Origin of the sequence: Pseudomonas sp. Ps21-P2 (assembly GCF_039672565.1) — a bacterium.
Taxonomy (GTDB): domain Bacteria; phylum Pseudomonadota; class Gammaproteobacteria; order Pseudomonadales; family Pseudomonadaceae; genus Aquipseudomonas.
Genome location: NZ_JBDFPL010000006.1, coordinates 195,803 through 222,618, shown reverse-complemented (window position 1 = coordinate 222,618; position 26,816 = coordinate 195,803). Strand labels below are relative to the sequence as shown.

Annotated in this window: 27 protein-coding genes; 12 read left to right on the top strand and 15 right to left on the bottom strand. The window is 60.5% G+C overall.

Features of this window, described 5'->3' with window-relative positions; translation table 11 throughout:
- Positions 1–104: 104 nt before the first annotated feature.
- The 3 genes from ABEH28_RS16930 to ABEH28_RS16920 form a co-directional block, all read right to left on the bottom strand.
- Positions 105–1,397, bottom strand: coding sequence for an outer membrane protein transport protein (locus tag ABEH28_RS16930; protein ID WP_192172842.1), 1,293 nt, complete (start codon positions 1,395–1,397; stop codon positions 105–107).
- A 177-nt stretch (positions 1,398–1,574) separates the two neighbouring features.
- Complete coding sequence (locus ABEH28_RS16925; protein ID WP_346630614.1) at positions 1,575–2,027, bottom strand: hypothetical protein; 453 nt, start codon at positions 2,025–2,027, stop codon at positions 1,575–1,577.
- Between the two features lie 291 nt (positions 2,028–2,318).
- Complete coding sequence (locus ABEH28_RS16920; RefSeq protein WP_122535677.1) at positions 2,319–2,543, bottom strand: hypothetical protein; 225 nt, start codon at positions 2,541–2,543, stop codon at positions 2,319–2,321.
- Positions 2,544–3,623: 1,080 nt separating this feature from the next.
- On the opposite strand from ABEH28_RS16920, the gene rmuC reads away from it, so the two are divergent.
- The 3 genes from rmuC to ABEH28_RS16905 all read left to right on the top strand — a co-directional run bounded on the left by rmuC (position 3,624) and on the right by ABEH28_RS16905 (position 7,112).
- On the top strand, positions 3,624–4,988 hold the full coding sequence (gene rmuC, locus ABEH28_RS16915; RefSeq protein ID WP_282367612.1) for a DNA recombination protein RmuC: 1,365 nt from the start codon (positions 3,624–3,626) through the stop codon (positions 4,986–4,988).
- A 364-nt stretch (positions 4,989–5,352) separates the two neighbouring features.
- Positions 5,353–6,804: an NCS1 family nucleobase:cation symporter-1 gene (locus ABEH28_RS16910; RefSeq protein ID WP_346630613.1), complete on the top strand. Its 1,452-nt coding sequence runs from the start codon at positions 5,353–5,355 to the stop codon at positions 6,802–6,804.
- A 182-nt stretch (positions 6,805–6,986) separates the two neighbouring features.
- Entirely contained in the window at positions 6,987–7,112 is a 126-nt protein-coding gene (locus ABEH28_RS16905) for a PA1414 family protein (RefSeq protein ID WP_122535674.1), read from the top strand.
- 125 nt (positions 7,113–7,237) lie between these two features.
- Here the strand turns inward: ABEH28_RS16905 and ABEH28_RS16900 are convergent, their stop codons facing one another.
- Together ABEH28_RS16900 and speB are read right to left on the bottom strand one after the other, a co-directional pair.
- Positions 7,238–7,528, bottom strand: coding sequence for a hypothetical protein (locus ABEH28_RS16900; protein ID WP_346626511.1), 291 nt, complete (start codon positions 7,526–7,528; stop codon positions 7,238–7,240).
- A 351-nt stretch (positions 7,529–7,879) separates the two neighbouring features.
- A complete protein-coding gene (gene speB / locus ABEH28_RS16895; RefSeq protein ID WP_192172838.1) occupies positions 7,880–8,830 on the bottom strand; it encodes an agmatinase in 951 nt (316 codons plus the stop codon).
- Positions 8,831–8,995: 165 nt separating this feature from the next.
- Here speB and ABEH28_RS16890 point away from each other — a divergent pair, with 165 nt between their 5' ends.
- Both ABEH28_RS16890 and ABEH28_RS16885 read left to right on the top strand, forming a co-directional pair.
- Positions 8,996–9,889: a LysR family transcriptional regulator gene (locus ABEH28_RS16890; protein ID WP_282367551.1), complete on the top strand. Its 894-nt coding sequence runs from the start codon at positions 8,996–8,998 to the stop codon at positions 9,887–9,889.
- A 10-nt stretch (positions 9,890–9,899) separates the two neighbouring features.
- Entirely contained in the window at positions 9,900–10,490 is a 591-nt protein-coding gene (locus ABEH28_RS16885) for a DTW domain-containing protein (protein ID WP_346630612.1), read from the top strand.
- Positions 10,491–10,502: 12 nt separating this feature from the next.
- Here the strand turns inward: ABEH28_RS16885 and ABEH28_RS16880 are convergent, their stop codons facing one another.
- The 3 genes from ABEH28_RS16880 to ABEH28_RS16870 form a co-directional block, all read right to left on the bottom strand.
- Positions 10,503–10,724 carry a DUF6316 family protein gene (locus tag ABEH28_RS16880; protein ID WP_192172835.1) on the bottom strand — a complete coding sequence of 74 codons (222 nt, stop codon included), beginning with the start codon at positions 10,722–10,724 and terminating at the stop codon, positions 10,503–10,505.
- 153 nt (positions 10,725–10,877) lie between these two features.
- On the bottom strand, positions 10,878–11,492 hold the full coding sequence (locus tag ABEH28_RS16875) for an NAD(P)H-dependent oxidoreductase (RefSeq protein ID WP_346630611.1): 615 nt from the start codon (positions 11,490–11,492) through the stop codon (positions 10,878–10,880).
- On the bottom strand, positions 11,485–12,879 hold the full coding sequence (locus ABEH28_RS16870) for a class II fumarate hydratase (protein WP_346630610.1): 1,395 nt from the start codon (positions 12,877–12,879) through the stop codon (positions 11,485–11,487). The genes ABEH28_RS16875 and ABEH28_RS16870 overlap by 8 nt, the downstream gene beginning before the upstream one ends.
- Positions 12,880–13,140: 261 nt before the next feature.
- Here ABEH28_RS16870 and ABEH28_RS16865 point away from each other — a divergent pair, with 261 nt between their 5' ends.
- Both ABEH28_RS16865 and ABEH28_RS16860 read left to right on the top strand, forming a co-directional pair.
- Positions 13,141–13,677, top strand: a complete 537-nt coding sequence (locus ABEH28_RS16865; protein ID WP_065992947.1) for a DUF2059 domain-containing protein — start codon at positions 13,141–13,143, stop codon at positions 13,675–13,677.
- Between the two features lie 12 nt (positions 13,678–13,689).
- Positions 13,690–13,986, top strand: a complete 297-nt coding sequence (locus ABEH28_RS16860) for a BolA family protein (protein ID WP_346630609.1) — start codon at positions 13,690–13,692, stop codon at positions 13,984–13,986.
- A 50-nt stretch (positions 13,987–14,036) separates the two neighbouring features.
- Here ABEH28_RS16860 and ABEH28_RS16855 read toward each other — a convergent pair whose 3' ends face one another.
- The 3 genes from ABEH28_RS16855 to ABEH28_RS16845 form a co-directional block, all read right to left on the bottom strand.
- Entirely contained in the window at positions 14,037–14,600 is a 564-nt protein-coding gene (locus tag ABEH28_RS16855; protein WP_346630608.1) for a TetR/AcrR family transcriptional regulator, read from the bottom strand.
- A gap of 105 nt (positions 14,601–14,705) precedes the next feature.
- The gene (locus ABEH28_RS16850) at positions 14,706–15,407 is read right to left on the bottom strand and encodes a glutathione S-transferase C-terminal domain-containing protein (RefSeq protein WP_346630607.1); all 702 of its coding nucleotides are present in this window, start codon (positions 15,405–15,407) and stop codon (positions 14,706–14,708) included.
- 133 nt (positions 15,408–15,540) lie between these two features.
- Entirely contained in the window at positions 15,541–16,167 is a 627-nt protein-coding gene (locus ABEH28_RS16845) for an NAD(P)H-dependent oxidoreductase (protein WP_346630606.1), read from the bottom strand.
- A gap of 224 nt (positions 16,168–16,391) precedes the next feature.
- Between ABEH28_RS16845 and ABEH28_RS16840 the strand changes: the two genes are divergently transcribed.
- The 5 genes from ABEH28_RS16840 to ABEH28_RS16820 all read left to right on the top strand — a co-directional run bounded on the left by ABEH28_RS16840 (position 16,392) and on the right by ABEH28_RS16820 (position 23,400).
- Complete coding sequence (locus tag ABEH28_RS16840; RefSeq protein ID WP_346630605.1) at positions 16,392–17,363, top strand: rhodanese-related sulfurtransferase; 972 nt, start codon at positions 16,392–16,394, stop codon at positions 17,361–17,363.
- A 36-nt stretch (positions 17,364–17,399) separates the two neighbouring features.
- Entirely contained in the window at positions 17,400–18,002 is a 603-nt protein-coding gene (locus ABEH28_RS16835) for a DsbA family protein (protein ID WP_192172951.1), read from the top strand.
- A complete protein-coding gene (locus ABEH28_RS16830; RefSeq protein WP_346630604.1) occupies positions 17,950–19,836 on the top strand; it encodes an ABC transporter ATP-binding protein in 1,887 nt (628 codons plus the stop codon). Before ABEH28_RS16835 ends, ABEH28_RS16830 begins: the two co-directional genes overlap by 53 nt.
- Positions 19,837–20,101: 265 nt before the next feature.
- On the top strand, positions 20,102–22,567 hold the full coding sequence (locus ABEH28_RS16825) for an EAL domain-containing protein (RefSeq protein ID WP_346626521.1): 2,466 nt from the start codon (positions 20,102–20,104) through the stop codon (positions 22,565–22,567).
- 35 nt (positions 22,568–22,602) lie between these two features.
- Entirely contained in the window at positions 22,603–23,400 is a 798-nt protein-coding gene (locus tag ABEH28_RS16820; RefSeq protein ID WP_346630603.1) for an iron-containing redox enzyme family protein, read from the top strand.
- Between the two features lie 4 nt (positions 23,401–23,404).
- Here ABEH28_RS16820 and ABEH28_RS16815 read toward each other — a convergent pair whose 3' ends face one another.
- The 4 genes from ABEH28_RS16815 to ubiG form a co-directional block, all read right to left on the bottom strand.
- Positions 23,405–24,331 carry a GGDEF domain-containing protein gene (locus tag ABEH28_RS16815; protein ID WP_346630602.1) on the bottom strand — a complete coding sequence of 309 codons (927 nt, stop codon included), beginning with the start codon at positions 24,329–24,331 and terminating at the stop codon, positions 23,405–23,407.
- 286 nt (positions 24,332–24,617) lie between these two features.
- On the bottom strand, positions 24,618–25,364 hold the full coding sequence (locus tag ABEH28_RS16810; protein WP_346630601.1) for a YciK family oxidoreductase: 747 nt from the start codon (positions 25,362–25,364) through the stop codon (positions 24,618–24,620).
- 58 nt (positions 25,365–25,422) lie between these two features.
- Positions 25,423–26,094 carry an N-acetylmuramic acid 6-phosphate phosphatase MupP gene (mupP, locus tag ABEH28_RS16805; RefSeq protein ID WP_346630600.1) on the bottom strand — a complete coding sequence of 224 codons (672 nt, stop codon included), beginning with the start codon at positions 26,092–26,094 and terminating at the stop codon, positions 25,423–25,425.
- A gap of 3 nt (positions 26,095–26,097) precedes the next feature.
- Complete coding sequence (ubiG, locus tag ABEH28_RS16800) at positions 26,098–26,796, bottom strand: bifunctional 2-polyprenyl-6-hydroxyphenol methylase/3-demethylubiquinol 3-O-methyltransferase UbiG (protein WP_192172823.1); 699 nt, start codon at positions 26,794–26,796, stop codon at positions 26,098–26,100.
- Positions 26,797–26,816 lie beyond the last annotated feature (20 nt).

The following is a 26,816-nucleotide window of genomic DNA, read 5'->3' as shown; positions in this document are numbered from 1 at the left end:
GCTGACGCAAAGCAGACCGGCCACAACGAAAAACCCCGCAGCCATTGCTGGCTGCGGGGTTTTTTGTGGGGCGGACAGGTGATCTGCCTGTCCCGCCTACTGCATCAGAAGCGGTAGGTCATGCCGACGCCGAAACCGTTGGCGCTGTTGTCGTACTTGGCGTTGTAGCTTTGACCCAGAGCGTTCGAGTCGGCGACCTTGACCTTCTCTTCCTGCAAGTAGGAGTAGGCCACATCGATGGTGATGTCGTCGGTCGGGCTGTAACCGGCGCCCAGACTGAAGATCGTGCGATCGCCTGTCGGGATGCGCGGCGAGCGGTTCTCGTTGTTGGTCGGCGACTGGTCGAACGACAGACCGGTACGCAACACCCACTGCTTGTTCAACTGATACGACGTACCCACGGCGTAGGCCCAGGTGTCGTGCCAGTTCTGCTCTTCGGTGATGGTACCGACCAGGCTTGGCGCAGCAACGCCACCCGCGCGAGTGACGCCCGAATTCTTCACAGTGATGTCTTCCAGACGGCTCCAGCGTGTCCAGGTGGCCCCCGCGTAAAGTTTCCAGGCATCGTTCATCTTCTGCGTGACCGAGAAGTCCACGGTTTCAGGCGTGTCGATGTTCAGCTTGGCGTCGTATCGACCCGCGCCCAGTACTTGGGCAGGCACGCCTGCGCCCGGAGTCACTTCAGTGTGGCCTTCGAGGTTGTAGGTCACTTTGGAGTGGTAGGTCAGGCCGACGCTGGTGGTATCGGTGGCTTGCACCAGGATACCGGCGTTGAAACCGTAACCGACGTCATCACCCTTGACCTGCACGCGGCCGTCGCCGGTGCGGGCACCCAGCAGCGGGCTGACATTGAGTGCCGATTCCAGCGCACCGGAAATACGGTTGATGGTCGGGCCGAAGCCGATCGACACCTTGTCGTTGAATGCGTAGCTGACGGTCGGCTGGAAGGTTACGACCTTGACGATGCTCTTGCTGCCGAAGTTGCGGCCCTGGAAGTTGTCTTCATAGTCGGTGACCAGGCCGAATGGCGCGTAGACACCGAAGCCGAACGCCCAGTGCTCGTCGACCGGGTTCACGTAGAAGCCCATCGGCACGGCGATGAAAGGAACCATGTCGCCTTTGTTGGAACCGGTGCTGCGGCCGCTGGTGTCGGTGATGTCGGTCGAGGCATCGATTGCGGCGACCCCCACGGTCGCCTGCGCGCGCTTGAGGCGCGACATGCCGGCCGGGTTGCCGTACACGATGCTGGCGTCATCGACGGACGAGGTACGGCCCGCAAAACCGGTCCCCATGCCGCTGATGCTTTGTTCGTTCAGGGCAAAGCCGGAGGCGAAAATCTGAGTAGAGGCAAGAGTGATGGCGAGACTGAGGCTGGATTTGATCATTGTTTTTTTCATTGTTAGAACTCCTGTTGATCACCGCGCGGAAATTACCAATATTTCTGCCAGCGCGCTATAGCCTGGATCAGCCGATTTAGAGCGGTTCTTGTAGGACAATCCTGAAAGTTCGCGGCTTTTTCATTCAATACCAATCGGTCACGAAATGGCCGTCGAGGGCTGAAACAAGGGGCTGACCTATGTTTGCCAGGCCAAGGTGAAATCCTGCAGTTGGCCGCCGGGCTGAAATATCTCGCGCCACATTTGCGCCATGGCCAACGAATCATCTGCATCCGGAAGCGAAATATGGCTCGCCTCGACCATCAACCACGCGATGGCGGTCGAATAACGCAGGTTGACCGTCAGTTCCAGATCGGGGCCAGTGAGGAACGCGTGCTGGCTCGCCAGCCCCCGAACGAGGCTAGCAAGGTCCGGATCGCGGGCGAGGTATTCGTCCCAGAGCTGGCGGTGCTGAGTGTCCGCAATGCTGTAAAGCCCATGGCCGCGCGGGTTATCCAGCTCGGCGCCTAGCGCGGACTGGCTGGCGGCGACCCCCAGCAGCAAGGATTCGGCGGCCTGATTGGCTCGGCCGAGATAGAGAAGCGTCGGGCGGATGACGTAGCGACACAGTTCACTGGCGGCGATTCCCATAACACCCTCGGGGAGTTGATGAGTCGGCGGGCCCTGGCGCTTGGCAGCAGTGATGGAGTGGGCCCACCGGCAGCGACCTGCGCCGCTGACTTGAAGTGTAGTGTGATATTTACGGTGTAAAGGCCTGTTTTAAGGTGAGTTCCCAGTCGGCATGTACGGCGCGATTGGTATTCATTACTGCATCTGTCGCTTTTTCTGTAAGTAAAACAGATACAAAAAAGCCCCACCGTTATCAGGTGAGGCCTTGTCGATGCAGCGATATTTACCGACGGACGGTATCAGGCAACGGTATCAAGCAACCAGGGCCTGACGCGTACGGTCGATGACAGCCTGCAGCGGAGCATCGGTGGAGTATTGATCCGGGTACAAACGTTCGCTATGGCGGGCGATGCCGTGCTCGTTGACGATGGTGAAGCTGAAGCAGCCTTTGCGGGTTGCCATGATCAGGCAGTTCATCGGGGCAAAAGCGTTGGTCAGTGTACGAATAGCGTTTTGAGTCTGGATATGAGTAGTCATGTTATGGGTGTTTCCTGAATCGACACGCAATAAGAGGCGTGCAAAATAAAAACGTTCCAGTAAACGCGGACCGATGCTCGAATGCGAGTCAGTGGCAGGGCGCAGAACCTGTCTGGAACAAAAAGCAGCCAGTTGAGCGCATTTAAAATGTGGCGCGGGGCTGACTGGTAGGTACTTAGGAGGGCAGGCAACACAACGCGAGCTAAGGTTCGATGCTCGAGGTGAAGATCCTGATCAATTTGCAGGCTGGTTGATAAGAGCATGAATGATCTGCACACCCCTCCGTTTCTTCGGCAGGTCGTGTGAGTTCATGTCTGGAAACCATCGAGGTGATCGATCCCTGTTTTCAATCCGTTCGCTCAGTTGGCGGACCTGGATTGGGGGATTTGTTCGATCAGAATTGACTTTCAGCTTGGTACTAACGGCGGCGATGCTAATGGAGTTACAGGAACAACGCAAGCGCTGACTTGCAATAGGTTAGCTAAGCGGCATAACGCGGGGCGGAAAAGACTACAGCATATGGAGCGGGAAGGGTGGGGCCGTGCCTTGTTTTCGCGAATTTTGAGCGAATGCCATGGCTATGGAAACCGGCTTAGGTACAGACGAAATTCACTTGTGCACATTGCGAAAGGTATCTGTCATGTCACTGTCACGTCGTCCGCTAACCGCTTGATTTAATGCAACGAATTATTAAGTCAATGAAAACCATCGTTTTTTTACGCTGGTGAAAAAATCGTCAGTTTGAACGCAGGCCCCATTCTACGTGCGTTTGCGAGAGCTTAAGGGGTGTTGTCCACTGAGTTATCCACAGGTTCTGTGGATTGTCCCAAGCGCTGGCTCTACGACGCTGCTTCTGAAGCATTCGCTCGTATTTTTGTCTTGGCCGGGCACTGATTAACCCGGATCGGACGTCGAGCTCGCTTCTGCGCATAATGCTGCCTGCCTGAATGTCGGAGTCTGGATTTTATGGTGTTTGAGTTAACCAGCCTGTTGCTGGGATTGGCGGTGGCGGCGGTGCCTTTGCTGGGGCTGGCGTGGCAGTTGCAGCGGCGCCTGGCGCAACGGGAGGCGGACGCCGCGTTGCTCGACGAGCGCTTGAGTAACGCTCAGATGGCGCAGGATGGGCTCAATGCTCAGTTGGATGCCAGCCGCGACGAGATCAGTGATCTCGCCCAAGCCAATGCAGTGAAGCAGGCAGACCTGGCGGCCCTGCGCCGGGAAGTGGAGTTGCTGCGCCAGCAGCATGAAGGCGCGCGCGAGGCCCAGGAAGACTGGGGCCGCGAACGGACCGCCAGAGAGGCCGAGCTGCGCCGACTCGACGCCCAGTGCGCATCCCTTGGCGCCGAGCTGCGCGAACAACAGGACAGTCACCAGCAGCGCCTCACCGATCTGCAGGGCTCCCGCGACGAGCTGCGTGCGCAGTTCGCAGAACTGGCCGGCAAGATTTTCGATGAGCGCGAACAGCGCTTCGCCGAGACCAGTCAGCAGCAGCTGGGGCAGTTGCTCAATCCGCTCAAGGAACGCATCCAGTCGTTTGAAAAGCGCGTCGAAGACAGTTACCAGAACGAAGCCCGCGAACGTTTCTCTCTGAGCAAGGAGCTGGAGCGCTTGCAGCAGCTCAACCTGCGCCTGAGCGATGAGGCAAACAACCTGACCCGTGCGCTGAAGGGCCAGAAGACCCAGGGCAACTGGGGCGAACTGATTCTGGAGCGGGTGCTCGAGCATGCCGGTCTTGAAAAGGGCCGCGAGTATCAGACCCAGGTCAGCCTGAAGGGGCCCGACGGCGAGCGCTTCCAGCCTGACGTGTTGATCATGCTGCCTGGCGACAAGCAGGTCGTTGTCGACGCCAAGGTCAGTCTGACGGCCTATCAGCAGTACGTGTCGGCCGACGATGAGGTGATTTCCCAGGCGGCGCTGAAGCAGCACGTGCTGTCCCTGCGCAATCACGTCAAAGGCTTGTCCGGCAAAGACTACAAACGCCTAGAAGGGCTGCACAGTCTCGATTTCGTTTTGCTGTTCGTGCCGATCGAAGCGGCGTTCTCTGCGGCGTTGCAGGCCGAGCCCAACATGTTCCAGGAGGCCTTCGATCGCAACATCGTGATCGTCAGCCCGACCACGCTGCTGGCGACGTTGCGGGTCATCGACAGTCTGTGGAAGCAGGAGCGGCAGAGCCAGAATGCCCGGGAGATCGCCGAGCGGGCAGGGTGGCTCTACGACAAATTCGTACTGTTCATCCAAGACTTGGACGAAGTCGGCAACCGTCTTCAGCAGCTGGACAAAGCTTACGGCGCCGCGCGTAACAAGCTCGTCGAGGGGCGCGGCAATCTGGTCAGCCGCAGCGAACAGCTCAAGCTGCTCGGCGCGCGGGCCAGCAAGAGTCTGCCGGCGGATCTGCTGGAGCGGGCGATGACTGACCCGGATGGCCTGGCGCAGTTGCCCGAGTGAATCGGGACTGTTTCTTACGAGGATGCGATAGCACGCGGGCTGATAAGTTGGAACAAAGCTCGCGGTGATCGTATACACATTTTGCCTCTCCCTTTTGCCCGTCTCCTGCCCCATGAAAACGCACCGACATTGGTCATGGTGCACTGCGGGCAGGCGCGGCATCTGCAATCCCCCGTTTTGAAATCTAAAATTTCGGTGTCTTCGATTGCTGGAAACCCGCTGTTTTGGCGCCTTGCCAGCGGTTTTAGTCCGCAATGGCACGCATTCTGCCTCTCGCTTCGTATACAACCCACACTCGCTCCCGTACGCAGTGTGAGCACCTGTGACGTCGGGAGCCGGTTCGTCCTAATAAGGGAGAAATGCGATGACCGAGCCATTGCCGAAGGGCTACAGCCCCCGCCTGTACAACCAGGACCTAGGTCCCGTGCCGCAGAAGTGGACCTGGTACAACATTTTTGCGTTCTGGATGAGTGATGTGCACAGCGTGGGCGGCTACGTCTTCGCCGCCAGCCTGTTCGCCCTCGGGCTGGCGAGCTGGCAGGTGCTGATCGCGCTGCTGGTGGGCATCTGCATCATTCAGGTGATCGCCAACCTGTTGGCCAGGCCCAGTCAGCAGGCAGCCGTGCCGTATCCGGTGATCTGTCGTCTGGCCTTTGGCGTGTTCGGTGCGAATATTCCTGCGGTGATTCGTGGCCTGATCGCCGTGGCGTGGTACGGAGTGCAGACGTACCTGGCTTCAAGCGCGCTGATCATCGTCGTGCTGCGCTTTTTCCCACACATGTCGGTCTACGCAGACCCGCACTTTGCCGGCTTGTCCTACCTTGGGTGGATGGGCTTCCTGGTGCTTTGGGTGGTACAGGCTGCGGTGTTCTGGACCGGCATGGATTCGATCCGCCGGTTCATCGATTGGGCCGGGCCCGTGGTCTATGCCGTGATGTTCATTCTGGCGGGCTGGATTGTCTGGAAAGCGGGCTGGGCCAACATCAGCTTCACCCTCTCCGAGAAATCCTTGACCGGCTGGGAAGCGTTCTCCCAAGTGATCATGGCCACGGCCCTGGTGGTGTCCTACTTCTCGGGTCCTACGCTCAATTTTGGCGATTTCACTCGCTACTGCCGGAGCATGTCTGAGGTGCGCCGCGGCAATTTCTGGGGCCTGCCGATCAACTTTCTGGCGTTCTCGCTGGTCACCGTCGTCATTGTTTCGGGAACGCTGCCGGTGTTCGGCGAGATGCTCCATGACCCGATCGCCACCGTGGCCCGCATCGACAACGACGTTGCAGTACTGCTCGGAGCGTTTGCCTTCGTGACCGCCACAATCGGCATCAACATCGTCGCCAACTTCGTGTCACCGGCCTTCGACTTCGCCAACGTCGCCCCCAGCAAGATCAGCTGGCGTGCAGGCGGGATGATCGCGGCAGTGGCGTCGGTCTTCATTACGCCCTGGAACCTGTTCAACAACCCCGCCGTCATCCATTACACGCTGGACGTGCTGGCGGCGTTCATCGGGCCGTTGTTCGGCATCCTGCTGGTGGACTATTACGTTATAAAGAAGCAGCAGATCGACGTCGATGCGCTGTTCAACGATGGGCCGACCGGGCGCTATTGGTACACCGGCGGTGTGAACTACACGGCGGTCAAGGCATTGATCCTGGCAACGGTGGCGGGCATTGCGATCACCTTCGTCCCGGCGTTGCAGCCGATGGCCAACTTCGCATGGTTTACAGGATGTTTCCTTGGCGGCGGGCTGTTCTATCTGTTCGCCAGACGCCGCCAGGCCCATGAATGTGCGGCTTTCACGGCTGTGGGCGCCGGTTGACCGCCTTGCCGTTTGTCGCGTGAAGTCTTCGAATGGGCGATTAGCAGTGTCATAACGTCATGTAGGGCAAAAAATTCCTGCCGCGACACTCGGTAGCAGGCGTAAAGTGCGCCTTAGCACTATGATCTGCTCTAAGCAGTTCGGACATTGGCTGCCGAGTATTTCCCTGAAGGGGGCGTTATATGAACAGCAAATTGCAAGAATGGCTTCACGATGTAGGCGTCGCGCTCGGGTTGATCGAAAAGCCAAAGCTGCAACCCATTCCCGTGCGCAGCAATGATGATGAGCGTCGTCGTCCACGGCGCTAAGCGCTCTTCGCCAGACGCGCTGAACAGCGGCGCTATCGCCCGATAGCCCGCTCCGTTTCCTCCGACCGTTCGGTCAAACGCCTAGCTCGCCTCCCTATCTTTTCTACATCGATCCCATTTGCGGCTCAGTGATGAGTTCGGCGTTTTTTCTCGTCAACAATCAGCTCGACAAGGCCCTGCAGAGTCAGTTGGTCATTGGCTGAATGTGCTGACATCCCTGCAATATCGGCTTTGATCTGGTTGGGCAGGACGATGCCAAAGTCGCTTTGCAGAATCGAGAAGAACTCTCTGAAGTCTTCTTCATCCAGCTCAAGCGCACTTAGCATCACGTCGTCTTCTTCCTGAATGAGGGTCTTGTCGACCAGGATCTTTCCGATCGTGTCGATCACATGCTGTCTGACTTCGCTCCGCTTCATGGCAGGCCTCTGCTTTGATTTAAGTGGTAATCACCCCAGCATCAAAATACAGAGGGTTGTGGCAGGAATCCCCAAAAGCAACCACCCTGAAAAACCCGCGCTGCGTTGCACAACGCCGACGGTCTCGCATTAAGGCTAGCCCAAGTTCGCGGAAGGGGAATGACAGGTGTGGGGAGATTTTTTGTATCGGCGCGCAATGGAGGAGCGGCGCGCCCGATGCAGGGCACTCTTGAGGGACCGGCTTCAGCCGGGAAAGCGTCAGTCGTCACGCCGCGAAAATTGAGGGCACTCGGACGAGCCTTTCCCGGATGAAGCCGGTCCCACTAAACAGCGAAGCGTGCAGGCCCGCTGTCAGCGGTGCGCCACACCCGGCAGCACGCAGAGCATTTCATACAGCAGATTCGCGCCCAGTAGCGAGGTGTTGCCGGTGGTGTCATAGGGCGGCGAGACTTCAACAAGGTCACAGCCAATCAGGTCCAGCCCCTGGCACCCACGAATGATTTCGATTGCCTGAATCGTCGTCAGCCCGCCGATTTCCGGTGTGCCAGTGCCCGGTGCCCAGGCCGGGTCGATGCCGTCGATGTCGAAACTGAGGTACACCGGACCGCCGCCCACCTTCTCGCGCACTTCGGCCATCAGCGGCGCCAGCGACTTGTGCCAGCATTCCTCGGCCTGGACCACCCTGAACCCCTGCTTGCGACTCCAGTTGAAGTCTTCAGCGGTATAACCCTGAGCGCGCAAACCGATCTGAACCACGCGATCGCAGTCCAGCAGACCTTCCTCTACCGCCCGGCGGAACGTGGTGCCGTGGGCGATCTTCTCGCCAAACATGTGATCGTTGACGTCCGCATGGGCGTCGATGTGCACCAGCCCGACCTTGCCGTGCTTCTTCTTCATGGCGCGCAGGATCGGCAGCGTGATGGTGTGATCGCCGCCGAGGGTCAGCGGGATGATGTCGTGCTCGAGAAAACCGTCGTAGGCCTCTTCGATGATGCGCACCGCATCCAGCAGGTTGAAGGTGTTGATCGCCACGTCGCCGATGTCCGCCACTGACAGCGAATCAAAAGGGGCGGCGCCGGTGGCCATGTTGTAGGGGCGAATCATCACCGATTCAGCGCGGATTTCCCGTGGGCCGAAACGGGTGCCGGCGCGCAGGGATGTGCCAATGTCCAGCGGCACGCCAACGAAAGCCGCGTCCAGACCGGCCGCAGTTTGCAGGTGCGGCAAGCGCATCATGGTGGCGATGCCGGCGAAGCGCGGCATTTCGTTGCCGCCCAGTGGTTGATGGAAAATCTTGTCCACGGGAATGCCTCATCGGTGGTAACAAAAGGGGCGGAAGCGGGCTTCCAGCATGGCCCCGATTTTGTTTACCGCGCCCGCTGCGAACAATCGGCCAGGCGAAATACTTAGTTCAGATATTCCTGAAGTATCGGGTAAGCTGCGCGCAAAACCCACCCTGGAACAACCATGGCCAGCGCGCTTCCCGACCTCAAATTGCTGCGCATCTTTGCCTGCGTGGTGCGCCATCAGGGCTTTGCCAGTGCTCAGCAAGAACTCAATCTGTCGACGTCGGCGATCAGCACCTACATGAGTCAGCTCGAAGCGGCGTTGGGTATCGTGCTCTGTCATCGCGGGCGCGGCGGGTTCAGCCTGACCAGCAAGGGCGAGCTGTTTCATCAGGAAACCCTGCGCCTGCTCGGCGAGCTGGAAGGCTTCGAACTCTACGCGGCTGCGCTCAAGGGCGAGCTGCGCGGCACGCTGAACCTGGGGGTGCTGGACTCGACGGTCAGTGACCGCGCTTTGCCCTTTGCGGAAGTCATCGGCGCCTACAGTGCGGAGCATCCAGCCGTGCATTTGCACCTGGCCGTGATGAGCCCTTATGAATTGCAGCTGGGCGTGCTGGACAACCGACTGGACCTGGCGATCGGCTCGTTCTCCACCCGCATGAACGGCCTGCTTTATCAGCCGCTGTACCGCGAGCAGCATTGGCTGTACTGCAGCAATCGCCACGCGCTGTATGCCGAACGGCGCATCCCGGAACCGGTCATCACCCAACAACGCATGGTCGGACGCGGCTACTGGAGCCAGGCCGAGCTCGCCCGCCACGGCTTCAAGCACAGCGCCGCGACCGTCGAGAGTATGGAAGCGCAGCTGATTCTGGTTCTGTCCGGCGCCTACATCGGTTACTTGCCCGAGCACTACGCTCAGTCGTGGGTGGATTCGGGGCACCTGCGCGTGTTGCTCCCGGCGACCTTTGGCTATCAGGCACCGTTTTCGATGATCCTGCGTCGCGGACGCAGCCGTGAGCCGTTGATCCAGACCTTTCGCGATCTGCTGAAAGCGCAGCTCAATCCACTGTAGGAAACCGACAATGTCCCGTGCCCGCTGCGAACGCTGCCTGCGTCCGACCGATCACTGCCTGTGTGCGCTGATTCCTGCGTTGGGCAGCCGCACGCGCGTGTTGATCCTGCAGCACCCCAGCGAAGTCAATCACGCGCTCAACACGGCGCGCCTGGCAGCACTAGGCCTGACGAATGCGGAATTGCAGGTGGGGGAGGTGTTTGAGGATCTGCCGCAATGGCTGAGCCAGCCCGGTTACCAAGCGTGTTTGCTGTTTCCGGGGGAGGAGGCTGTTTCGCTGAAGGCTAACCGGGTCGACGATGCACCCGTGCTGCTCGTCGTACCCGATGGCACCTGGCGCAAGGCGCGCAAGCTGCTGCACCTTAATCCGCTGCTGGCGGCGCTGCCCAGAGTGGTGCTAACCAACGCGCCAGCGTCACGCTACCGATTGCGCAAGGCACCGGGCCCCGAGGCGTTGTCGACACTCGAGGCCATCGTCCATGCGCTGCACACGCTGGAGCCGGAGACGTCATTCGATGGCTTGTTGCGTCCCTTCGATGCACTGATCGACGGACAGATCGCAGCGATGGGCGAGGAGACTTTTCGCCGCAATCATTCGTAAAGGCGGGATGAGTCAGCCGTTGAGCGAGGAGGGCATGCCTGGCTGATACGCGCTGGCGGCCTGCATGCGACGGACATAGACCTCGGTTTCCCGAGCAGCGTCTTCCTTGCTCATGAATGGACCCTCGAGGGTGTTTTCCCGGGTGCTGAAGAAATAAAGGCCATTGACGCGGGATACGCGGTCGCTGCGAAAACGTACGGTGGGAGCTGGATCTTGTTCACGCTTGCTTAACATGGCCTTCTCCGGGCATTAGGTCGGTACGCGAGTGATCTGGGTGGGCGACAAGTGTCGCCACAGGTAAGTCAGAGCATTTGAATAGCAGCGTTCTTAACGGTTCCATCAACGTGCGAGCCCGCGCAACCTGCCTGGCGGTGCGGGCCTCGGGTTTCAGTGTTTGCCCAACGCCTCGGCGTCGCGAATCCACTGTTGACGCTGCTCTTCGGTAGAGGTGCGTACCGGCGAGAACTCCGTCAGCCGTGTGGTCTTGATCCCACAGAACTCAAGGATCGTCCTGACCATCTGCCGGTGGGCAGGGGCCTTGAAGACCCAGCGAAAATAGCGCGACGGCGTGTCCATTGTCACCAGCAATTCTGCTGTTCGGCCCTTCAGCAGCTCATTGGAGGGGTGATGCCTGCCATGGGCCTTGAAGGCAAAACCGGGCATGAACACCCGGTCGAAGAATCCACCGAGCAGGCTCGGCAAACCGCCCCACCAGACCGGATAAACGAACACCAGATGCTGGGCCCAGTGCACCTCGCGCTGGGCTTCAAGCAGATCGTGTTCCAGTGTCTGGGCAGATTCGTAGCCACCGCGCAGCACCGGGTCGAAATCCATCTCGTCAAGTTTGAGCACCCGCACCACATGACCTTTGCTCCGCGCGCCCTGGGCATAAGCCTCGCCCAGCGCGTGGCCGAGGCTGATGCTTTTCGGCGTGCCGATGATCATCAGAATGCGTTTGCCGTAGCCTTCCAGTGGCGTGGCGCCGCTGATGGGTTCAGCCATTGCTGCCGGCCTCGAGCATTTTTTCCGGGCGCACCCAGGCGTCGAACTCGGCGTCGGTGAGGAAACCCAGTTGCAGCGCCGCTTCACGCAGCGTCAGGCCTTCGCTATAGGCTTTCTTGGCGATCTGCGCCGATTTGTCGTAGCCGATGTGAGGGTTCAGCGCGGTCACCAGCATCAGGCCGCGTTCCAGATGCTCGGCCATCTTGGCGGCATCCGGTTCCATGCCTGCGATGCAGTGCTCGTTGAAGTTGCGGCAGCCATCGCCCAACAAACGGATCGATTGCAGCATGTTGTGGATGATCACCGGCTTGAACACGTTCAGCTGCAAGTGGCCCTGACTGGCGGCGAAGGTGATCGTGGTGTCGTTGCCCATGACCTGACACGCCAGCATCGACAGCGCCTCGCACTGGGTCGGGTTGACCTTGCCCGGCATGATCGAGCTGCCTGGCTCGTTGGCTGGCAGCTTTACTTCAGCCAGGCCCGCGCGGGGGCCGGAACCCAGCAGGCGCAGGTCGTTGGCGATCTTCATCAGCGTCACGGCGAGGGTTTTCAGCGCGCCGGACAGCGCGGTCAGCGGCTCATGCCCGGCCAGCGCGGCAAACTTGTTCGGCGCGGTGACGAAGGGCAGGCCGGACAGCGCAGCCAGTTCGGCGGCCACCGCTTCGGCGAATCCATGGGGCGAGTTCAGGCCAGTGCCGACGGCGGTGCCGCCCTGGGCCAGCTCGCACACGGCCGGCAACGCGGCGCGAATGCTTTTTTCGGCGTAGTCCAACTGAGCGACGTAAGCCGAGAGCTCCTGGCCGAAGGTGATCGGTGTGGCGTCCATCATGTGCGTGCGGCCGGTTTTCACCAGCTTCATGTGCCGCGAAGACTGCTCGGCGAGGCCGGTGGACAGTTCGGCGATGGCCGGCAGCAGTTGCTCTTTAACTGCTTGCACGGCCGCGATGTGCATGGCGGTGGGGAAGCAGTCGTTGGAGCTTTGCGAGCGGTTGACGTGATCGTTGGGGTGAACCGGCGATTTGCCGCCGCGAACGCCACCCGCCAGTTCGTTGGCACGGCCGGCAATGACTTCGTTGACGTTCATGTTGCTTTGCGTGCCGCTGCCGGTCTGCCAGACCACCAGAGGAAACTGGTCGTCGAGCTGGCCCTGCAGCACTTCGTCGGCGGACTGCTCGATCAGGTTGGCGATGTCGGTGGGCAGGTCGCCGTTGCGGTTGTTGACCCGGGCGGCGGCTTTTTTGATCAGCGCCAGCGCGTGCAATACCGGCAACGGCATGCGTTCCTGGCCGATGGCGAAATTGATCAGAGAGCGCTGCGTCTGCGCCCCCCAGTAAGCGTCTTCGGGGACTTCGATCGGACCTATGCTGTCGGTTTCGGTACGGCTCACTGGACTCTCTCCTTAAGATCGATTTGCGCAGTTTAGTAACCGGGGAGCCGGTGGGGTTCCCCGTGGCTGCTGTGCGGTCGGAACAGGTGCGGACAGTGTGCGACAAAAGCCCCGGACTGGTCGCCCTAAACCTTCGTGCGCGCGAGTGCGTCAGGTCCGCGGGATAACCGCTCGTAGGGTCAGGGGTTGAGGGAAATGCGCAAAGGGGCGCAGAATGGCCGGCCTTGGGGTTCTGCCTCGCCTGCTAGATAAGGAAACTCGATGACCCGTCTTCGTGCCATTTGTGCTGCGGTTGCTCTGGTATGTGCCAGCGGCCAGGTTCTTGCCGATACCGCCAGCCATGAAGCCAGTGCTGTAGCGTTCCTCAAACTGGCTCACGCCGATCAACTGGGTGCGCCGGTTTACATGCAAGTCCAGCAGATGTTCGCTCAGCGCTTCGCTGAAACCAAAGCACCTGCGTCCAAGCAAGCCACCCTCGAAACCTATCAGGGCAAGGCCAATGCCGCGCTGGATCAGGTGATCAGCTGGCCAAAGCTGCAGCCTGACATGGTCAAGCTGTACACCTCCAACTTCACCGAAAGCGAGCTGAAAGATCTGGTTGCCTTCTACCAGTCTCCACTGGGCCAGAAAGTCCAGGCCAAGATGCCGCAGATCAGCCAGCAGTCGTTCCAGCTGACCCAGAGCAAACTGGAAAGCGCGGTGCCTGTAGTCAACAAGCTGCTCGCCGACATGACCAAGGAGCTGACCCCGGCTGGCGCCAAGCCTGCTGCACCGGCCGCTCCTGCGAAGAAGCCATAAGCGAAGCCTGACATGAGCATGCAACAGCGAATCGAATCCGCGTTGACGGTCTTTCAGCCCGAGTACCTCCAGGTGCTCAATGAAAGCCACATGCACAGTCGCGGCACGGACACTCACTACAAAGCGGTGGTGGTCAGCGAGCAGTTCGCCGGCCTCAACGCGGTCAAGCGTCACCAGAAGGTCTATGGCCTGCTCGGTGGCCTGATGGGTGAGTTCCACGCGCTGGCGCTGCACACCTACACCCCGGAAGAATGGACGAAGCTCGGCGCCGCGCCGTCCTCCCCGACCTGTGCGGGTGGGCACGACTGACGCCCGCCGCCCGAAGAAGGTGTTCACCTTCTTCGGGCGGCAAGCGACTGTTACGCCGGCAGGGGACCATAGGCACGGTAGGCTTCAATCAGCGTGTCGAAAACCGAAATGTCTGATGTGCTTCTCGCGATCAGTTGTGCACCCGCGACGGCCGAGAAAATGGCGCGCGCGCGGATGTCGCTGTTGGCTTCCTCGCAGTATTTCGCCGAGACGAGCAGTCGGCTCAGCCATTCAACGTTCACCTGAGCGAAAGCCTGCATCTCCTTGACCATTGCGGGGGGAAGATTATCGGCTTCAGCCCCTACAAAACTTCCCAGGCACAGCCGGTTGTCGGCCTCCAGCGAGCGACGAAAAATGTCGGGGAATCGGCGCAATGCCTCCACCGGATCCGGCGTCTGCTCGCTGAGCGTTTCCAATGCGGCCGCACCGTCCTGCCAGTATCGTTTGGCGACAGCAATGCCCAGATCGGCCTTGCTTGGGAAGTGGTAGTAGATACTGGCTGCCTTGATGCCAACTTCATGGGCCAGGTCGCGAAAATTCAGGCCATTGTAACCCTGTGACTGGGCAATGTTTCGGGCAGCCAGGAGTATGGCCTCGCGGGCGTTGATGCTCATTGTCGTGCCTTTCATGGGTCGGACGAGTTGCAGTGGAGCCGGCCATCTTAAAGCAAAAGCTCCAGCTCCCGTCCTCTCGGATCATGACGTGCCCATCCAGTCGGATCACGCGGAAGGCGAATGCAGCTCCGGTATGCCACTGCTGCGATCGGCGTAGGCGGCCTGGAAAGCCGGACGTTTCTGCCAGCGCTGCCAGTAGCTGTCCAGATGCTCGAAGCGCTCGTCCAGCGGGGTCGCGTTTACCGGGAACTTGGAGAAGGCAATGGCGGTGGCCAGCGTGATATCGGCAAACGTCGGTTCGGCCCCGCCCAGCAGCCATTCGCGACCGTCGGCCAGATGACGATTCACCAAGGCAGCATGCATCAGTGCCTCTTTGCGGCAGTGCTCACCCCATGCCTCATTCTTCGTCAGCTCCAGCTTGAAGCCCAGCCCGGTGTGCAAGACGTGAAAAGCCGTGACGATCCGATAAAGGATATGCACCCAGATGCGGTTATCCCACATGTTGTCCAGGCCCTGCTCCAGCGCGGTTTCGCCCATGATCTTGCGGCCGGGATAAGACTGGTCGAGAAAACGGGCAATGGCCGGTGTTTCGGAAATAAAGCTGCCATCCGCCAACTGCAGCGTAGGGGTTTCTCCCCACGGGTTCATATTCAGGTGACGCCAGCCACGCTGCTCGCCTCCGGGCGCCATGTCATAGATGGTTTCATCGAACTGATCGGCGATGCCCTTTTCGTGCATGAACAAGCGCAGTCGCTGGGGATTGGGGAACGCCGAAGGAGAGGTGAATAGCTGCAGTCTGGTCGTCATGGCGCTGTCCTGTGGGGGAAGATTAACTACCTAACGGTTGTTAGGTAGGCCAACCTTAGGCTTGAATACCGCCTCGGTCAATAGGCTACCTAACATTCGTTAGGTAAGAATGCATCCCTGATTTGACGGGCGTTCATGTCAGGTCGGCCGCCAGCTTCGAGGCCTGCGCCAGCGCCGCGTTGAAATTCTTCTCCGCCGTCGTCGCATCCGCGAGGGTGGCTTCCGAGATCACTGCATCGATGGCCGGAATACCCACCATCCGGGCCCAGGTTTTCAGGTAAGCGACCTGATGATCGTAGTCCTCCGTGGGGAAGTCCTCCCCAAGCGCTACCCCACGGGTCGCGAACACCACCACTTTCTTGCCTTTGAGCAGACCGCGCATGCCCTGAGCGTCGAAATCGAACAGCACGCCCCGCTGCGACACGGCGTCGATCAGATGCTTGAGGCGGTAAGGAATACCGAAATTCCACATCGGCACGCTGAAAACGATGACGTCGGCGCGATGGAAACGCTCGCCCAATGTGTGGATCTGCTCCCACACCGCCTGTTGCTCGGCGTTCATCTGCACGCCTTGCAGATCGGCGTACTTGGCCTCCAGTGCGGCACCGTCGAAGGGCAGCAGATCAGTCGTCCAGACGTCCAGGACATCCACCGTGGCGTCGGCGTGAAGCGAGGTCAGGGTTTCGAGGTAGCGCGCAGCGAGTTTGAGAGAGGCAGAGCGATCGCCGCGGGGAGAACTGGCGAGGTGAAGAATATGCATGGGATTCGTTCCTGTGGGGGTGGGCAAGCGATGTCATTTAGTCCGTGACGCTCAGGCCGATGTTCCCGGCAGGTAGACGGGGTGATGAGGCGATTGATCAACCCTCCTGCCTGCCCACGTTCGATTCTTGATAGAATCCGCGCCGCGTTGCCCGGTCGGCACGCGTTCATCTGAATCATTCACCCGGTAGGCCCTTTGCGAGGGTCACCACCTGGAGACGCCACATGACCCAACCCGCACCCATCGTCGTCGCGGCGCTGTACAAATTCGTCACCCTTTCCGATTACGTCGCACTGCGCGAGCCACTGCTGCAGGCGATGGTCGACAACGGCATCAAAGGCACCTTGCTGATCGCCGAAGAAGGCATCAACGGCACGGTGTCCGGCAGCCGCGAGGGCATCGACGGCTTGATGGCCTGGCTGAAGAAAGACCCGCGCATGGTCGACATCGACCACAAGGAATCGTACTGCGACGAGCAGCCGTTCTACCGCACCAAGGTCAAACTCAAGAAAGAGATCGTGACCCTCGGCGTCCCGGGCGTTGACCCGAACAAGGCGGTCGGCACCTATGTCGATCCCAAGGACTGGAACGCGCTGATCGCCGACCCTGAAGTGCTGCTCATCGACACGCGCAACGATTACGAGGTGTCCATCGGCACCTTTGAAGGCGCGATTGACCCCAAGACCACTTCACTCCGTGAATTTCCCGATTACATCAAGGCGAATTTTGATCCGGCCAGGCACAAGAAGGTCGCGATGTTCTGCACCGGCGGCATTCGCTGTGAGAAGGCCTCCAGCTACATGCTCGGTGAAGGGTTCGAAGAGGTCTATCACCTCAAGGGCGGCATTCTCAAATACTTGGAAGAAGTGCCCCAGGAAGAAACCCGCTGGCAGGGCGACTGCTTCGTGTTCGACAATCGCGTCACCGTGCGTCACGACCTGACCGAAGGCGACTACGATCAATGCCATGCCTGCCGCACGCCGATCAGCGCAGAAGACCGTGCCAGCGAGCATTATTCGCCGGGGGTCAGCTGCCCGCATTGCTGGGATTCGCTGAGCGAGAAAACCCGTCGCAGCGCCATCGACCGGCAAAAGCAGATCGAACTGGCGAAGGCGCGCAATCAGCCGCACCCGATCGGTCGCAATTACCGTGCGCTTGACGGCCAGGCGACTGAAACCCACAACAACGAGGCCTGAGCCATGTCCACCCGCCTGCTGTATGTGATGGACCCGATGTGTTCGTGGTGCTGGGGGTTTTCTCCGGTGGCCGAAGCATTGGTCGAGCAGGCGGCAGCGGCGGGGGTGCCGTTGCATCTGGTGGTGGGCGGATTGCGCACCGGCAGTGGCGCGGCCCTGGAACCGACGACCAAACGCTACATTCTCGAACACTGGCAAGCGGTGCACGACGCCACGGGGCAGGCATTCCGTTTCGACGGCGCCTTGCCCGACGGTTTCGTCTACGACACCGCGCCGGCCTGCCGTGCCATCGTTGCGGCGCGCAGCCTGGCGCCGGATGTCGCCTGGCGGCTGGTCAAAGAAATCCAGCAGGCCTTCTACCTGCACGGCCGCGACGTCACCCACGGCTCGGTGCTGGCCGAGCTGGCGGAAAAAGCCGGTCTGCCGCGCATCGAGTTCGCCGAAGCCTTCGACAGCGTCGAACAGCACACCGCGACCGCGTCGGATTTCTCCTGGGTCCAGGACTTGGGCATCGCGGGTTTCCCGACGCTGCTCGCTGAGCGCAATGGCCAACTGGCGCTGCTGACCAACGGCTATCAACCCCTCGATGTCCTCGGGCCTTTGCTGGGTCGTTGGCTGGAGCGCAACGCCAGTGCCTGACGTCCCCGACCTGGAACATCGCAGTAGCGCCGCATCGGCACATGAGCGCCCGGCCGGTGATCGCCTGAACTGGGCGCAGATCCGCCGCCTCGTCCTGCAGCACAAAAAGGCGCTGTGGGTGGCCAATGGTGTCGCTGTCCTGGCGGTCCTCTGCTCAGTGCCGATCCCGCTGCTCCTGCCCTTGCTGGTCGATGAAGTGCTGCTGGGCAAAGGCAATTCGGCGCTGATCTTCATGAATCAGTTCCTGCCCGACAGCCTGCACAAGCCTGTCGGTTACATCGGGCTGATGCTGGTGGCGACACTGTGCCTGCGACTGGGCGCGCTGGTGTTCAACGTGATTCAGGCGCGGTTGTTTGCCGGACTGGCCAAGGACATCGTCTACCGCATCCGCACGCGCCTGATCGAACGGCTCAAGCGCATCTCGCTGAGCGAATACGAAAGCCTGGGCAGCGGCACCGTCACCGCGCATCTGGTGACGGATCTGGACACCGTGGACAAGTTCGTCGGCGAGACGCTGAGCAAGTTTCTCGTGGCGATGCTCACCCTCACAGGCACCGCTGCGATCCTGATGTGGATGCACTGGCAACTGGCGCTGCTGATCCTGCTGTTCAATCCGCTGGTGGTGTTCGCCACGGTGAAGCTCGGCAAGCGCGTCAAACACCTCAAAAAACTGGAAAACGACAGCACCTCGCGCTTCACCCAGGCGCTCACCGAGACCCTCGACGCCATTCAGGAGATCCGCGCCAGCAACCGTCAGGGCTATTTCCTCGGTTTGCTCGGCCTGCGCGCCCGGGAAGTGCGCGATTACGCGGTGTCATCCCAGTGGAAAAGCGACGCATCGGGCCGCGCCAGCGGCTTGCTGTTTCAATTCGGCATCGACATCTTCCGCGCTGCCGCCATGCTCACGGTGCTGTTCTCCGACCTGTCCATCGGCCACATGCTCGCAGTGTTCAGCTACCTGTGGTTCATGATCGGGCCGGTCGAACAACTGCTGAATCTGCAGTACGCCTATTACGCGGCCGGCGGCGCCCTGACCCGCATCAATGAACTGCTGGCCCGCGCGGACGAGCCTCAGTACCCGGGACAGACCAATCCGTTCGTGGGGCGGCAGACGGTGAGCATCGACGTGCGCGGTTTGAGCTTTGGCTACAACGACGAGCTGGTCCTCGATCAGATGGACCTGTCGATCAATCCCGGCGAAAAAGTCGCGATCGTGGGGGCCAGCGGCGGCGGCAAAAGCACGCTCGTTCAGTTGCTCCTTGGCCTGTACACCGCCCGATCCGGGGTCATTCGTTTCGGAGGTTCAAGCTTGCAGGAGATCGGCCTGGACACCGTCCGCGAGAACGTCGCGGTGGTGTTGCAGCACCCGGCGCTGTTCAACGACACCGTCCGCGCCAACCTTCTTATGGGCCGCGAGCAGGATGACAACGCCTGCTGGCAGGCGCTTGAAATCGCTCAGATGGATGCGACGATCCGCTCGCTGCCCCTGGGACTGGACAGCGTGGTCGGGCGTTCGGGGGTTCGCCTCTCCGGCGGCCAGCGCCAACGGCTGGCCATCGCCCGCATGGTGCTGGCCGACCCCAAGGTGGTGATTCTCGACGAGGCCACTTCTGCGCTGGATGCCGCCACCGAGTACAACCTGCACCAGGCCCTGAACCGTTTCCTCAGCGGCCGCACGACGCTGATCATCGCCCACCGGCTGTCAGCGGTGAAACAGGCCGATCGCGTGTTGGTGTTCGATGGCGGGCGCATCGCCGAAGACGGGGATCATCAGCAATTGATTGCAGACGGCGGGCTCTACGCTAGGCTCTATGGACACCTGCAACAGGTGTGATACGACCGGGCGAGCTACGGGGCAGTACGCAATAGCGTATTGCCACTGGAGCACGTCAATTCTTGGGCTATGCTTGCTCAGGCGCTTACCGAAAATGTGAAAAGCGTCATATTTACGTCTTCGCACCCAATTGGCTGGTTACGTCTTGTAAAAGATGTGAGAGATTGTCTGCTGCGTCGTGGAATTAGCGAAGTCCCTCAGGCTCCAGGAAGGTTGCCTGGCGTGGGGGGACTGAGAATCTGGCAGTGCTGATCAAAGGGACACCATGAAGCAAAAGCGGATCCTCGGGAAGCCTCGTCTTCTGGGCATCGTCTGGCCGTTTATCGCTGTTGTGCTGTTACAGGCACTGCTCGGCTGCGTCAGCTTGTACATGATGTCCGCGGTCCGCAGCTACATCGGCGGTGAGAGCCTGTGGTCGAAGGGCCAGAAAGACGCCATTTATTATCTGAATCTCTACGCCAACAGCCGCGACGACATCAACTACCTGAAATACCAGCAGGCGATCGCCATTCCCCAGGGCGGGCATGATTTGCGCCTGGCGATGGATCAGCCGGTGCCCGACATCGTGCGCGCCAAGGCCGGGATTCTGCAGGGGGGTAACCATCCCGACGATGCGCAGAGCATCATCTGGCTCTATCTGAACTTCCAGCACTTCAGCTACCTGGAAAAGGCCATCGACCTGTGGAAGGTCGGTGACAACTATCTCGTGCAGCTCGATGAAGTCGCCCGTGAAATGCACGCCCGTATTCAGGAAGGCAACGTCACCAACAGTGAAGTCCTGGGCTGGCGCCAGCGCATCAGCGCCATCAACGAAGGTGTCACGCCGGCGGCCATGGCTTTCAGCGACGCACTGGGGGAGGGCTCGCGGGTCATCCTGCGGATTCTGCTGGTGGTCAACCTCGCCACGGCGCTGTGCCTGATCATCCTTGCGCTGCTGCGCACCCATAAACTGCTGGAGCAGCGCCACGCCTTTGCGATCGCGCTGCAGGCGGAAAAAGAGCGCGCGCAGATCACCCTGGAGTCCATCGGTGACGGCGTCATCACCACCGATGTCGACGGCTCCATCGTCTACATGAACCCCGCCGCAGAGCTCATGACCCACTGGAAGAACGAGCAGGCGGCCGGTCTGCCGCTGGCCGCGCTGTTCAGCCTGCTCGACGAGAACGATCAGAAAGACACCTCGACCCTGATCGAGCGCATGCTCAGTGGCAATCTGGGCGGCGGCAGTGAAAGCTCACGACTGATTCAGCGCCTGGACGGCAGTACCGTTTCGGTCGCGTTGGTCGGCTCGCCGATCCGCACCGAAGGCAAGGTCAGTGGCGCCGTGCTGGTGTTACACGACATGACTCAGGAGCGTCAGTACATCGCTAATCTGTCCTGGCAGGCGACCCACGATGCGCTGACCGGACTGACCAATCGCCGCGAGTTCGAATACCGCCTCGAGCTGGCCCTCAACGGCCTGGCCGAGCAGCCGGCGCAGCATGCATTGATGTTCCTTGACCTCGATCAGTTCAAGCTGGTCAACGACACCAGCGGCCATGCCGCGGGTGATGAGCTGCTGCGGCACATTTGCACGCTGCTGCAGCAGGGCGTGCGCGAAGGCGATACGCTGGCGCGCCTTGGGGGCGACGAGTTTGGCATCCTTCTCGAACACTGTGCGCCGGAGGCCGCCGAGCGCGTGGCCGAAAGCCTGCGGCAAACCGTGGAAAGCCTGCACTTTGTCTGGAAAGGCCGGCCGTTTGTCACCACCGTCAGCATCGGTCTGGTACACATCGACGATGTCCCGACCACGCTGGAGACCTCGCTGCGCGCCGCCGACATGGCCTGCTACATGGCCAAGGAAAAGGGCCGCAACCGGGTTCAGGTCTACCACGACGACGACTCTGATCTGTCCACCCGCTTTGGCGAAATGGCCTGGATTCAGCGCCTGCACATGGCCCTCGAAGACAACCGCTTCTGTCTGTACTCCCAGGAAATTGCAGCACTGGGCCGCAACGCCGTGCAAGGCCCTGGCCATATCGAGATTCTGCTGCGGCTGCGCGACGAGTCCGGGCGCATGATCCTGCCGGACAGTTTCATCCCCGCCGCCGAGCGCTACGGCATGATGACCACCCTGGACCGCTGGGTCGTGCAGCACGTTTTCATGATCATCGCCGACTGTCTCAAGTCCGGACACGGCAAAGGGCCGATGGCCGTGTGTGCGATCAACCTGTCCGGGACCAGCATTGGCGACGACGCCTTTCTTGAGTATTTGCGACAGCAGTTCCAGATCTACGCAATCCCTCCTGAACTTATCTGTTTTGAAATCACCGAAACCAGTGCGATCGCCAATTTGGGCAGCGCCATTCGGTTCATCAATGAACTTAAAAGTCTGGGATGCCGTTTCTCTCTGGATGACTTCTGTGCAGGCATGTCGTCATTCGCTTACCTGAAGCACTTGCCTGTGGACTTCCTGAAGATTGATGGCAGTTTCGTAAAAGACATGCTCGACGATCCGGTCAACCGGGCGATGGTGGAAGTGATCAACCATATCGGGCACGTAATGGGCAAACAGACGATCGCCGAGTTCGTCGAAAGCCCCCAGATAGAGCAGGCGTTATTGGAAATCGGTGTGGACTACGCTCAGGGGTACGTTATCGAGCGACCGCAATTATTCACCTGTGAATGTCTGCACGCACGGCCCGCGAGGCAGACCCCACTGTTGTTCAGCGCTCCCGGGACTTTTCGCTGAACACATCCTACGCAACTTACATAAGGAGCTACACAGTGATCGATATGTTCATTAGAACCGGTCCGCTGATGGATGCCAGCAGTTACCCCGCTTGGGCACAGCAATTGATTGACGATTGCAGTGACGCCAAGGCCAAGGTGGTAGGGCATGAACTTTATCAACGCATGCGTGACGGGCGGCTCAGTTCTAAGACCATGCGCCAGTACCTGATTGGGGGATGGCCGGTCGTCGAACAGTTCGCGGTCTATATGGCGCATAACCTGACCAAAACCCGATTCGCCCGACACCCGGGTGAAGACATGGCGCGACGATGGTTGATGCGCAACATTCGGGTCGAACTCAACCACGCCGATTACTGGGTCAACTGGAGCGCTGCCCACGGGGTGACGCTGGAAGACTTGCAGGCGCAGTTGGTGCCCTCGGAACTCCACGCACTGAATCACTGGTGCTGGCACAGTTGTTCGTCGGATTCACTGGTAGTCGCCATCGCGGCGACCAACTACGCCATCGAAGGTGCCACCGGTGAATGGTCGGCGGTCGTCTGTTCCCAGGACACCTACGCGGACATGTTCCCGCCGGACACACGAAAGCGGGCAATGAAGTGGCTGAAGATGCATGCGCAGTACGACGATTCCCACCCTTGGGAAGCGCTGGAAATCATCTGCACCCTGGCCGGCAACAACCCCAGCGAGCAATTGCAGAGCGACCTGCGAATGGCGGTCTGCAAGAGCTACGAGTACATGTTTCTGTTCCTTGAACGGTGCATGACGCTGGAACGATCTCAGGAATGTACCGGCTCGGTCCGTGAACACCGGATCCCCGCCCGCGCCTGATCGGTCAGCCCGCCATTTCCAGGCGGTTGCGGCCCTTGCGCTTGGCGGCGTACAGGGCCGTGTCGGCACGGCGCAACATGCTGTCGGACGATTCGCCCGGCAGCAGCGTCGAGCAACCGAGGCTGACGGTCAGATCCAGAGGCCGTCCTGTCACCGGATAACTGAGTTGCAGTGCCGCACTGCGCAGGCGCTCGCCCACCAGCGCGGCTGACTCACGGCTGGTGTTGGTCAGCACGATGAGAAATTCCTCACCGCCAAATCTGAACACCTGATCGATATTGCGCAGGCGATCCTTGACCGCGTTGGTCACGGCCCGCAGCACTTCATCGCCCGTGGCATGGCCATGGGTGTCGTTGATGCCCTTGAAGTGGTCGATGTCGAGCATCAGCACCGACAGCGGTTGCTGCTGGCGGCGTGCGATTTCGAACTCGCGAATCAGCGACTGCTCCATCGCGATCCGGTTACCGGCGCCGGTCAGCGGGTCACGCAGCGCACTCAGGCTGGCGTGGCGATACAGCAGGGCGTTGCGCAGGGGATACAGCAGGCTGGACAGCAACGATTCGAGTTGCTCAAGCTCATCCTCGGCGAAACGGTGGTCGCGCTGGAACGACAGCTCGCCCAACTGCTCGCCTTCGTGGGTCATGCGATAGATAGCGCTGTGCCGGGCGCGTTCCCCAAGTTCCAGGCGCAGATCGGTGGGCAGGTGTTTGTAGCTGAGGGCATTCAGCGGGATGAGTTGCTGAACGCTCTGGAAAAGCATCGACAGGATCTTGTCCGCTTCGAGGCTGGTCTGCAGTTGCAAATCGAGCTGACGCCTGAGCTGTTCGTAATCGAGGGCAGGCCGGACGAGGCTGTGGGGCGGCGCGAAACCATGGCGTTGCAGCCGGGCGCTGTCGAAATCTATGGCATTGGTGGTGGTTGGAAAACTCATGGTTCCGCTCCTTCGCCTCTACGGGCTTGAAATGGAGAGAGCGAAACTCGTGCCAATTCGACTGCCTGCGTGAAAAGTATTGTCAATCAATAAGTTGCGGCGGATTGTGACAGGTTTGATACCTTTCCGCGCCTTGAATTTGACTAACGTATCGATCCCCAAGGCATTCTGCTACACAAGACGGCAGGAAACTGCCGAGTGGAGGGTGCGCGGGGTTGTCTGATATTCAGATGAGGGCGCGAGTTCGGGAGCGCCCCTTGTGGTTAGCGGACGACTGGCCCCAAAGTCAGCGGGTCTGCGCATCCAGTGCCTGTCCGTTGATGCCTTTGCTGTCCGGGCCCATCAGGTACAGATACACCGGCATGATCTCGTCCGGCGTCGGGTTGTTGGTCGGATCTTCCGCCGGGTACGCCTGGGCGCGCATGTCGGTGCGGGTTGCGCCCGGATTGATGCTGTTGGCGCGCAGCGACCCAAGCCCGTCGATTTCATCGGCCAGCGTCTGCATCAGCCCCTCGGTGGCGAACTTGGACACGCCATAGGCGCCCCAATACGCGCGGCCTTTACGCCCGACGCTGCTGGAAGTGAAGGCGATGGACGCGTCACCCGAGAGCTTGAGCAGCGGCAGCAACGCGGTGGTCAGCATGAAGGTGGCGTTGACGTTGATGTGCATCACCTGCATGAACTGCTCGCCGGTGAGCTGCTCGATCGGCGTGCGCGGGCCAATGATCGAGGCGTTGTGCAACACGCCATCGAGCCGGCCGAACTCCGCTTCGATCATCGCGGCGAGTTCGTCGTACTGATGGGGCAGGGCGGTCTCGAGATCGAACGGGATGACCACCGGCTGCGGATGACCGGCAGCTTCGATCTCGTCATACAGCGCGCTCAGGTTCGCTTCGGTCCTGCCCAGCAGCAAGACCGTCGCGCCGTAGGCGGCGTAGGTTCTCGCGGCGGCGGCACCGATGCCTCGGCCGGCGCCGGTGACCAGAATCACCCGGTCCTTGAGCAGATCGGGGCGGGCGGAATAATTGAACATGGGGGCTCCTCTCTCTATGTAGTGCGCTGTGTCTATGCCGAGCTGCGCTGATGAGCGATCAGCAGCTGCACAACGCATCATCCAGCACCCGGCGCAGCTCCAGCGGGTGATCCACCACCACGTCCGCGCCCCAGTGATCGGGATTGTCGTTGGGATGGATGTAGCCATAGCGTACGGCGGCGGTCTTGGTGCCGGCGTCGCGGCCGGATTCGATGTCACGCAGGTCATCGCCCACGAACAGCACGCTGGACGGGTCCAGATCGAGCATCTTGCAGGCCAGCAACAGCGGCTCCGGGTCGGGTTTGCTCCTGGTCACATGGTCCGGGCAGATCAGCACCGCGGAACGCTCCGACAAGCCCAGCTGCTCCATGATCGGCTGAGCGAAACGCACCGGCTTGTTGGTCACCACGCCCCAGATCAGCTTGGCTTTTTCGATGTCGGCGAGCAATTCGGTCATGCCGTCGAACAGCTTGCTGTGCACGGCGCAATCGGTCTGGTAGCGCGCCAGAAATTCCAGTCGCAGCGCCTCGAATTCAGGCGCCTCGGGGGACATGGAGAACGCCGCCGAGACCATCGCCCTGGCCCCGCCGGAGATCTCGTCGCGAATCAGGTTGTCGTCCACACGCGGGAAGCCGCGTTCGGCCAGCATCGCCTGGCAGATCGCGATGAAGTCCGGCGCGGTATCGAGCAGCGTGCCGTCCATGTCGAAGAGAACTGCCCTCAAGCGCATGGCTCAGACGCCTCTCAGTGTCTGGATCATGTAATTGACGTCGACGTCGGACGCCAGCTTGTAGTGCTTGGTCAGCGGGTTGTAGGTCAGGCCGATGATGTCCTTGACCTGCAGCCCGGCATCGCGGCTCCACGCGCCCAGCTCGGAAGGGCGGATGAATTTCTTGAAGTCATGGGTGCCGCGCGGCAGCAGGTTCATGATGTATTCGGCGCCGATGATGGCGAACAGGTACGCCTTCGGGTTTCGGTTGATGGTGGAGAAAAACACCTGACCGCCCGGCTTGACCATCTTGTAGCAGGCGCGAATCACCGACGAGGGGTCCGGCACGTGCTCCAGCATTTCCAGGCAGGTCACGACATCGAACTGCTCGGGCATTTCGTCGGCCAGTGCTTCGGCGGTGATCTGCCGGTATTCCACGTTCACGCCAGATTCGAGCTGATGCAGGCGCGCCACGGCCAGCGGCGCCTCGCCCATGTCGATGCCGGTCACGGTGGCGCCGCGCAAGGCCATGGCCTCGCTCAGAATGCCGCCGCCGCAACCGACGTCGAGCACCTTCTTGCCAGCCAGATTCACGCGCTCGTCAATCCAGTTCACCCGCAACGGATTGATGTCGTGAAGCGGCTTGAACTCGCTGTTGCGATCCCACCAGCGATGGGCGAGGGCCTCGAATTTGGCGATTTCGGCGTGGTCGACGTTGCTCATGTGTGATCCTCTAAAACTTG

Bases quoted from the DNA above. Each gene is read 5' to 3' on its own strand.
- ubiG (WP_192172823.1), bottom strand. From the start codon at position 26,796: ATGAGCAACGTCGACCACGCCGAAATCGCCAAATTCGAGGCCCTCGCC.
- ABEH28_RS16810 (WP_346630601.1), bottom strand. From the start codon at position 25,364: ATGTTCAATTATTCCGCCCGCCCCGATCTGCTCAAGGACCGGGTGATT.
- ABEH28_RS16860 (WP_346630609.1), top strand. From the start codon at position 13,690: ATGAGCATGCAACAGCGAATCGAATCCGCGTTGACGGTCTTTCAGCCC.
- ABEH28_RS16880 (WP_192172835.1), bottom strand. From the start codon at position 10,724: ATGTTAAGCAAGCGTGAACAAGATCCAGCTCCCACCGTACGTTTTCGC.
- ABEH28_RS16815 (WP_346630602.1), bottom strand. From the start codon at position 24,331: ATGAGTTTTCCAACCACCACCAATGCCATAGATTTCGACAGCGCCCGG.
- ABEH28_RS16925 (WP_346630614.1), bottom strand. From the start codon at position 2,027: ATGGGAATCGCCGCCAGTGAACTGTGTCGCTACGTCATCCGCCCGACG.
- ABEH28_RS16850 (WP_346630607.1), bottom strand. From the start codon at position 15,407: ATGACGACCAGACTGCAGCTATTCACCTCTCCTTCGGCGTTCCCCAAT.
- ABEH28_RS16885 (WP_346630612.1), top strand. From the start codon at position 9,900: ATGTCCCGTGCCCGCTGCGAACGCTGCCTGCGTCCGACCGATCACTGC.
- ABEH28_RS16900 (WP_346626511.1), bottom strand. From the start codon at position 7,528: ATGAAGCGGAGCGAAGTCAGACAGCATGTGATCGACACGATCGGAAAG.
- ABEH28_RS16920 (WP_122535677.1), bottom strand. From the start codon at position 2,543: ATGACTACTCATATCCAGACTCAAAACGCTATTCGTACACTGACCAAC.
- ABEH28_RS16830 (WP_346630604.1), top strand. From the start codon at position 17,950: ATGTCCTCGGGCCTTTGCTGGGTCGTTGGCTGGAGCGCAACGCCAGTG.
- ABEH28_RS16865 (WP_065992947.1), top strand. From the start codon at position 13,141: ATGACCCGTCTTCGTGCCATTTGTGCTGCGGTTGCTCTGGTATGTGCC.
- ABEH28_RS16855 (WP_346630608.1), bottom strand. From the start codon at position 14,600: ATGAGCATCAACGCCCGCGAGGCCATACTCCTGGCTGCCCGAAACATT.
- ABEH28_RS16835 (WP_192172951.1), top strand. From the start codon at position 17,400: ATGTGTTCGTGGTGCTGGGGGTTTTCTCCGGTGGCCGAAGCATTGGTC.
- mupP (WP_346630600.1), bottom strand. From the start codon at position 26,094: ATGCGCTTGAGGGCAGTTCTCTTCGACATGGACGGCACGCTGCTCGAT.
- ABEH28_RS16840 (WP_346630605.1), top strand. From the start codon at position 16,392: ATGACCCAACCCGCACCCATCGTCGTCGCGGCGCTGTACAAATTCGTC.
- ABEH28_RS16845 (WP_346630606.1), bottom strand. From the start codon at position 16,167: ATGCATATTCTTCACCTCGCCAGTTCTCCCCGCGGCGATCGCTCTGCC.
- ABEH28_RS16890 (WP_282367551.1), top strand. From the start codon at position 8,996: ATGGCCAGCGCGCTTCCCGACCTCAAATTGCTGCGCATCTTTGCCTGC.
- ABEH28_RS16930 (WP_192172842.1), bottom strand. From the start codon at position 1,397: ATGAAAAAAACAATGATCAAATCCAGCCTCAGTCTCGCCATCACTCTT.
- ABEH28_RS16910 (WP_346630613.1), top strand. From the start codon at position 5,353: ATGACCGAGCCATTGCCGAAGGGCTACAGCCCCCGCCTGTACAACCAG.
- ABEH28_RS16905 (WP_122535674.1), top strand. From the start codon at position 6,987: ATGAACAGCAAATTGCAAGAATGGCTTCACGATGTAGGCGTCGCGCTC.
- ABEH28_RS16825 (WP_346626521.1), top strand. From the start codon at position 20,102: ATGAAGCAAAAGCGGATCCTCGGGAAGCCTCGTCTTCTGGGCATCGTC.
- ABEH28_RS16875 (WP_346630611.1), bottom strand. From the start codon at position 11,492: ATGGCTGAACCCATCAGCGGCGCCACGCCACTGGAAGGCTACGGCAAA.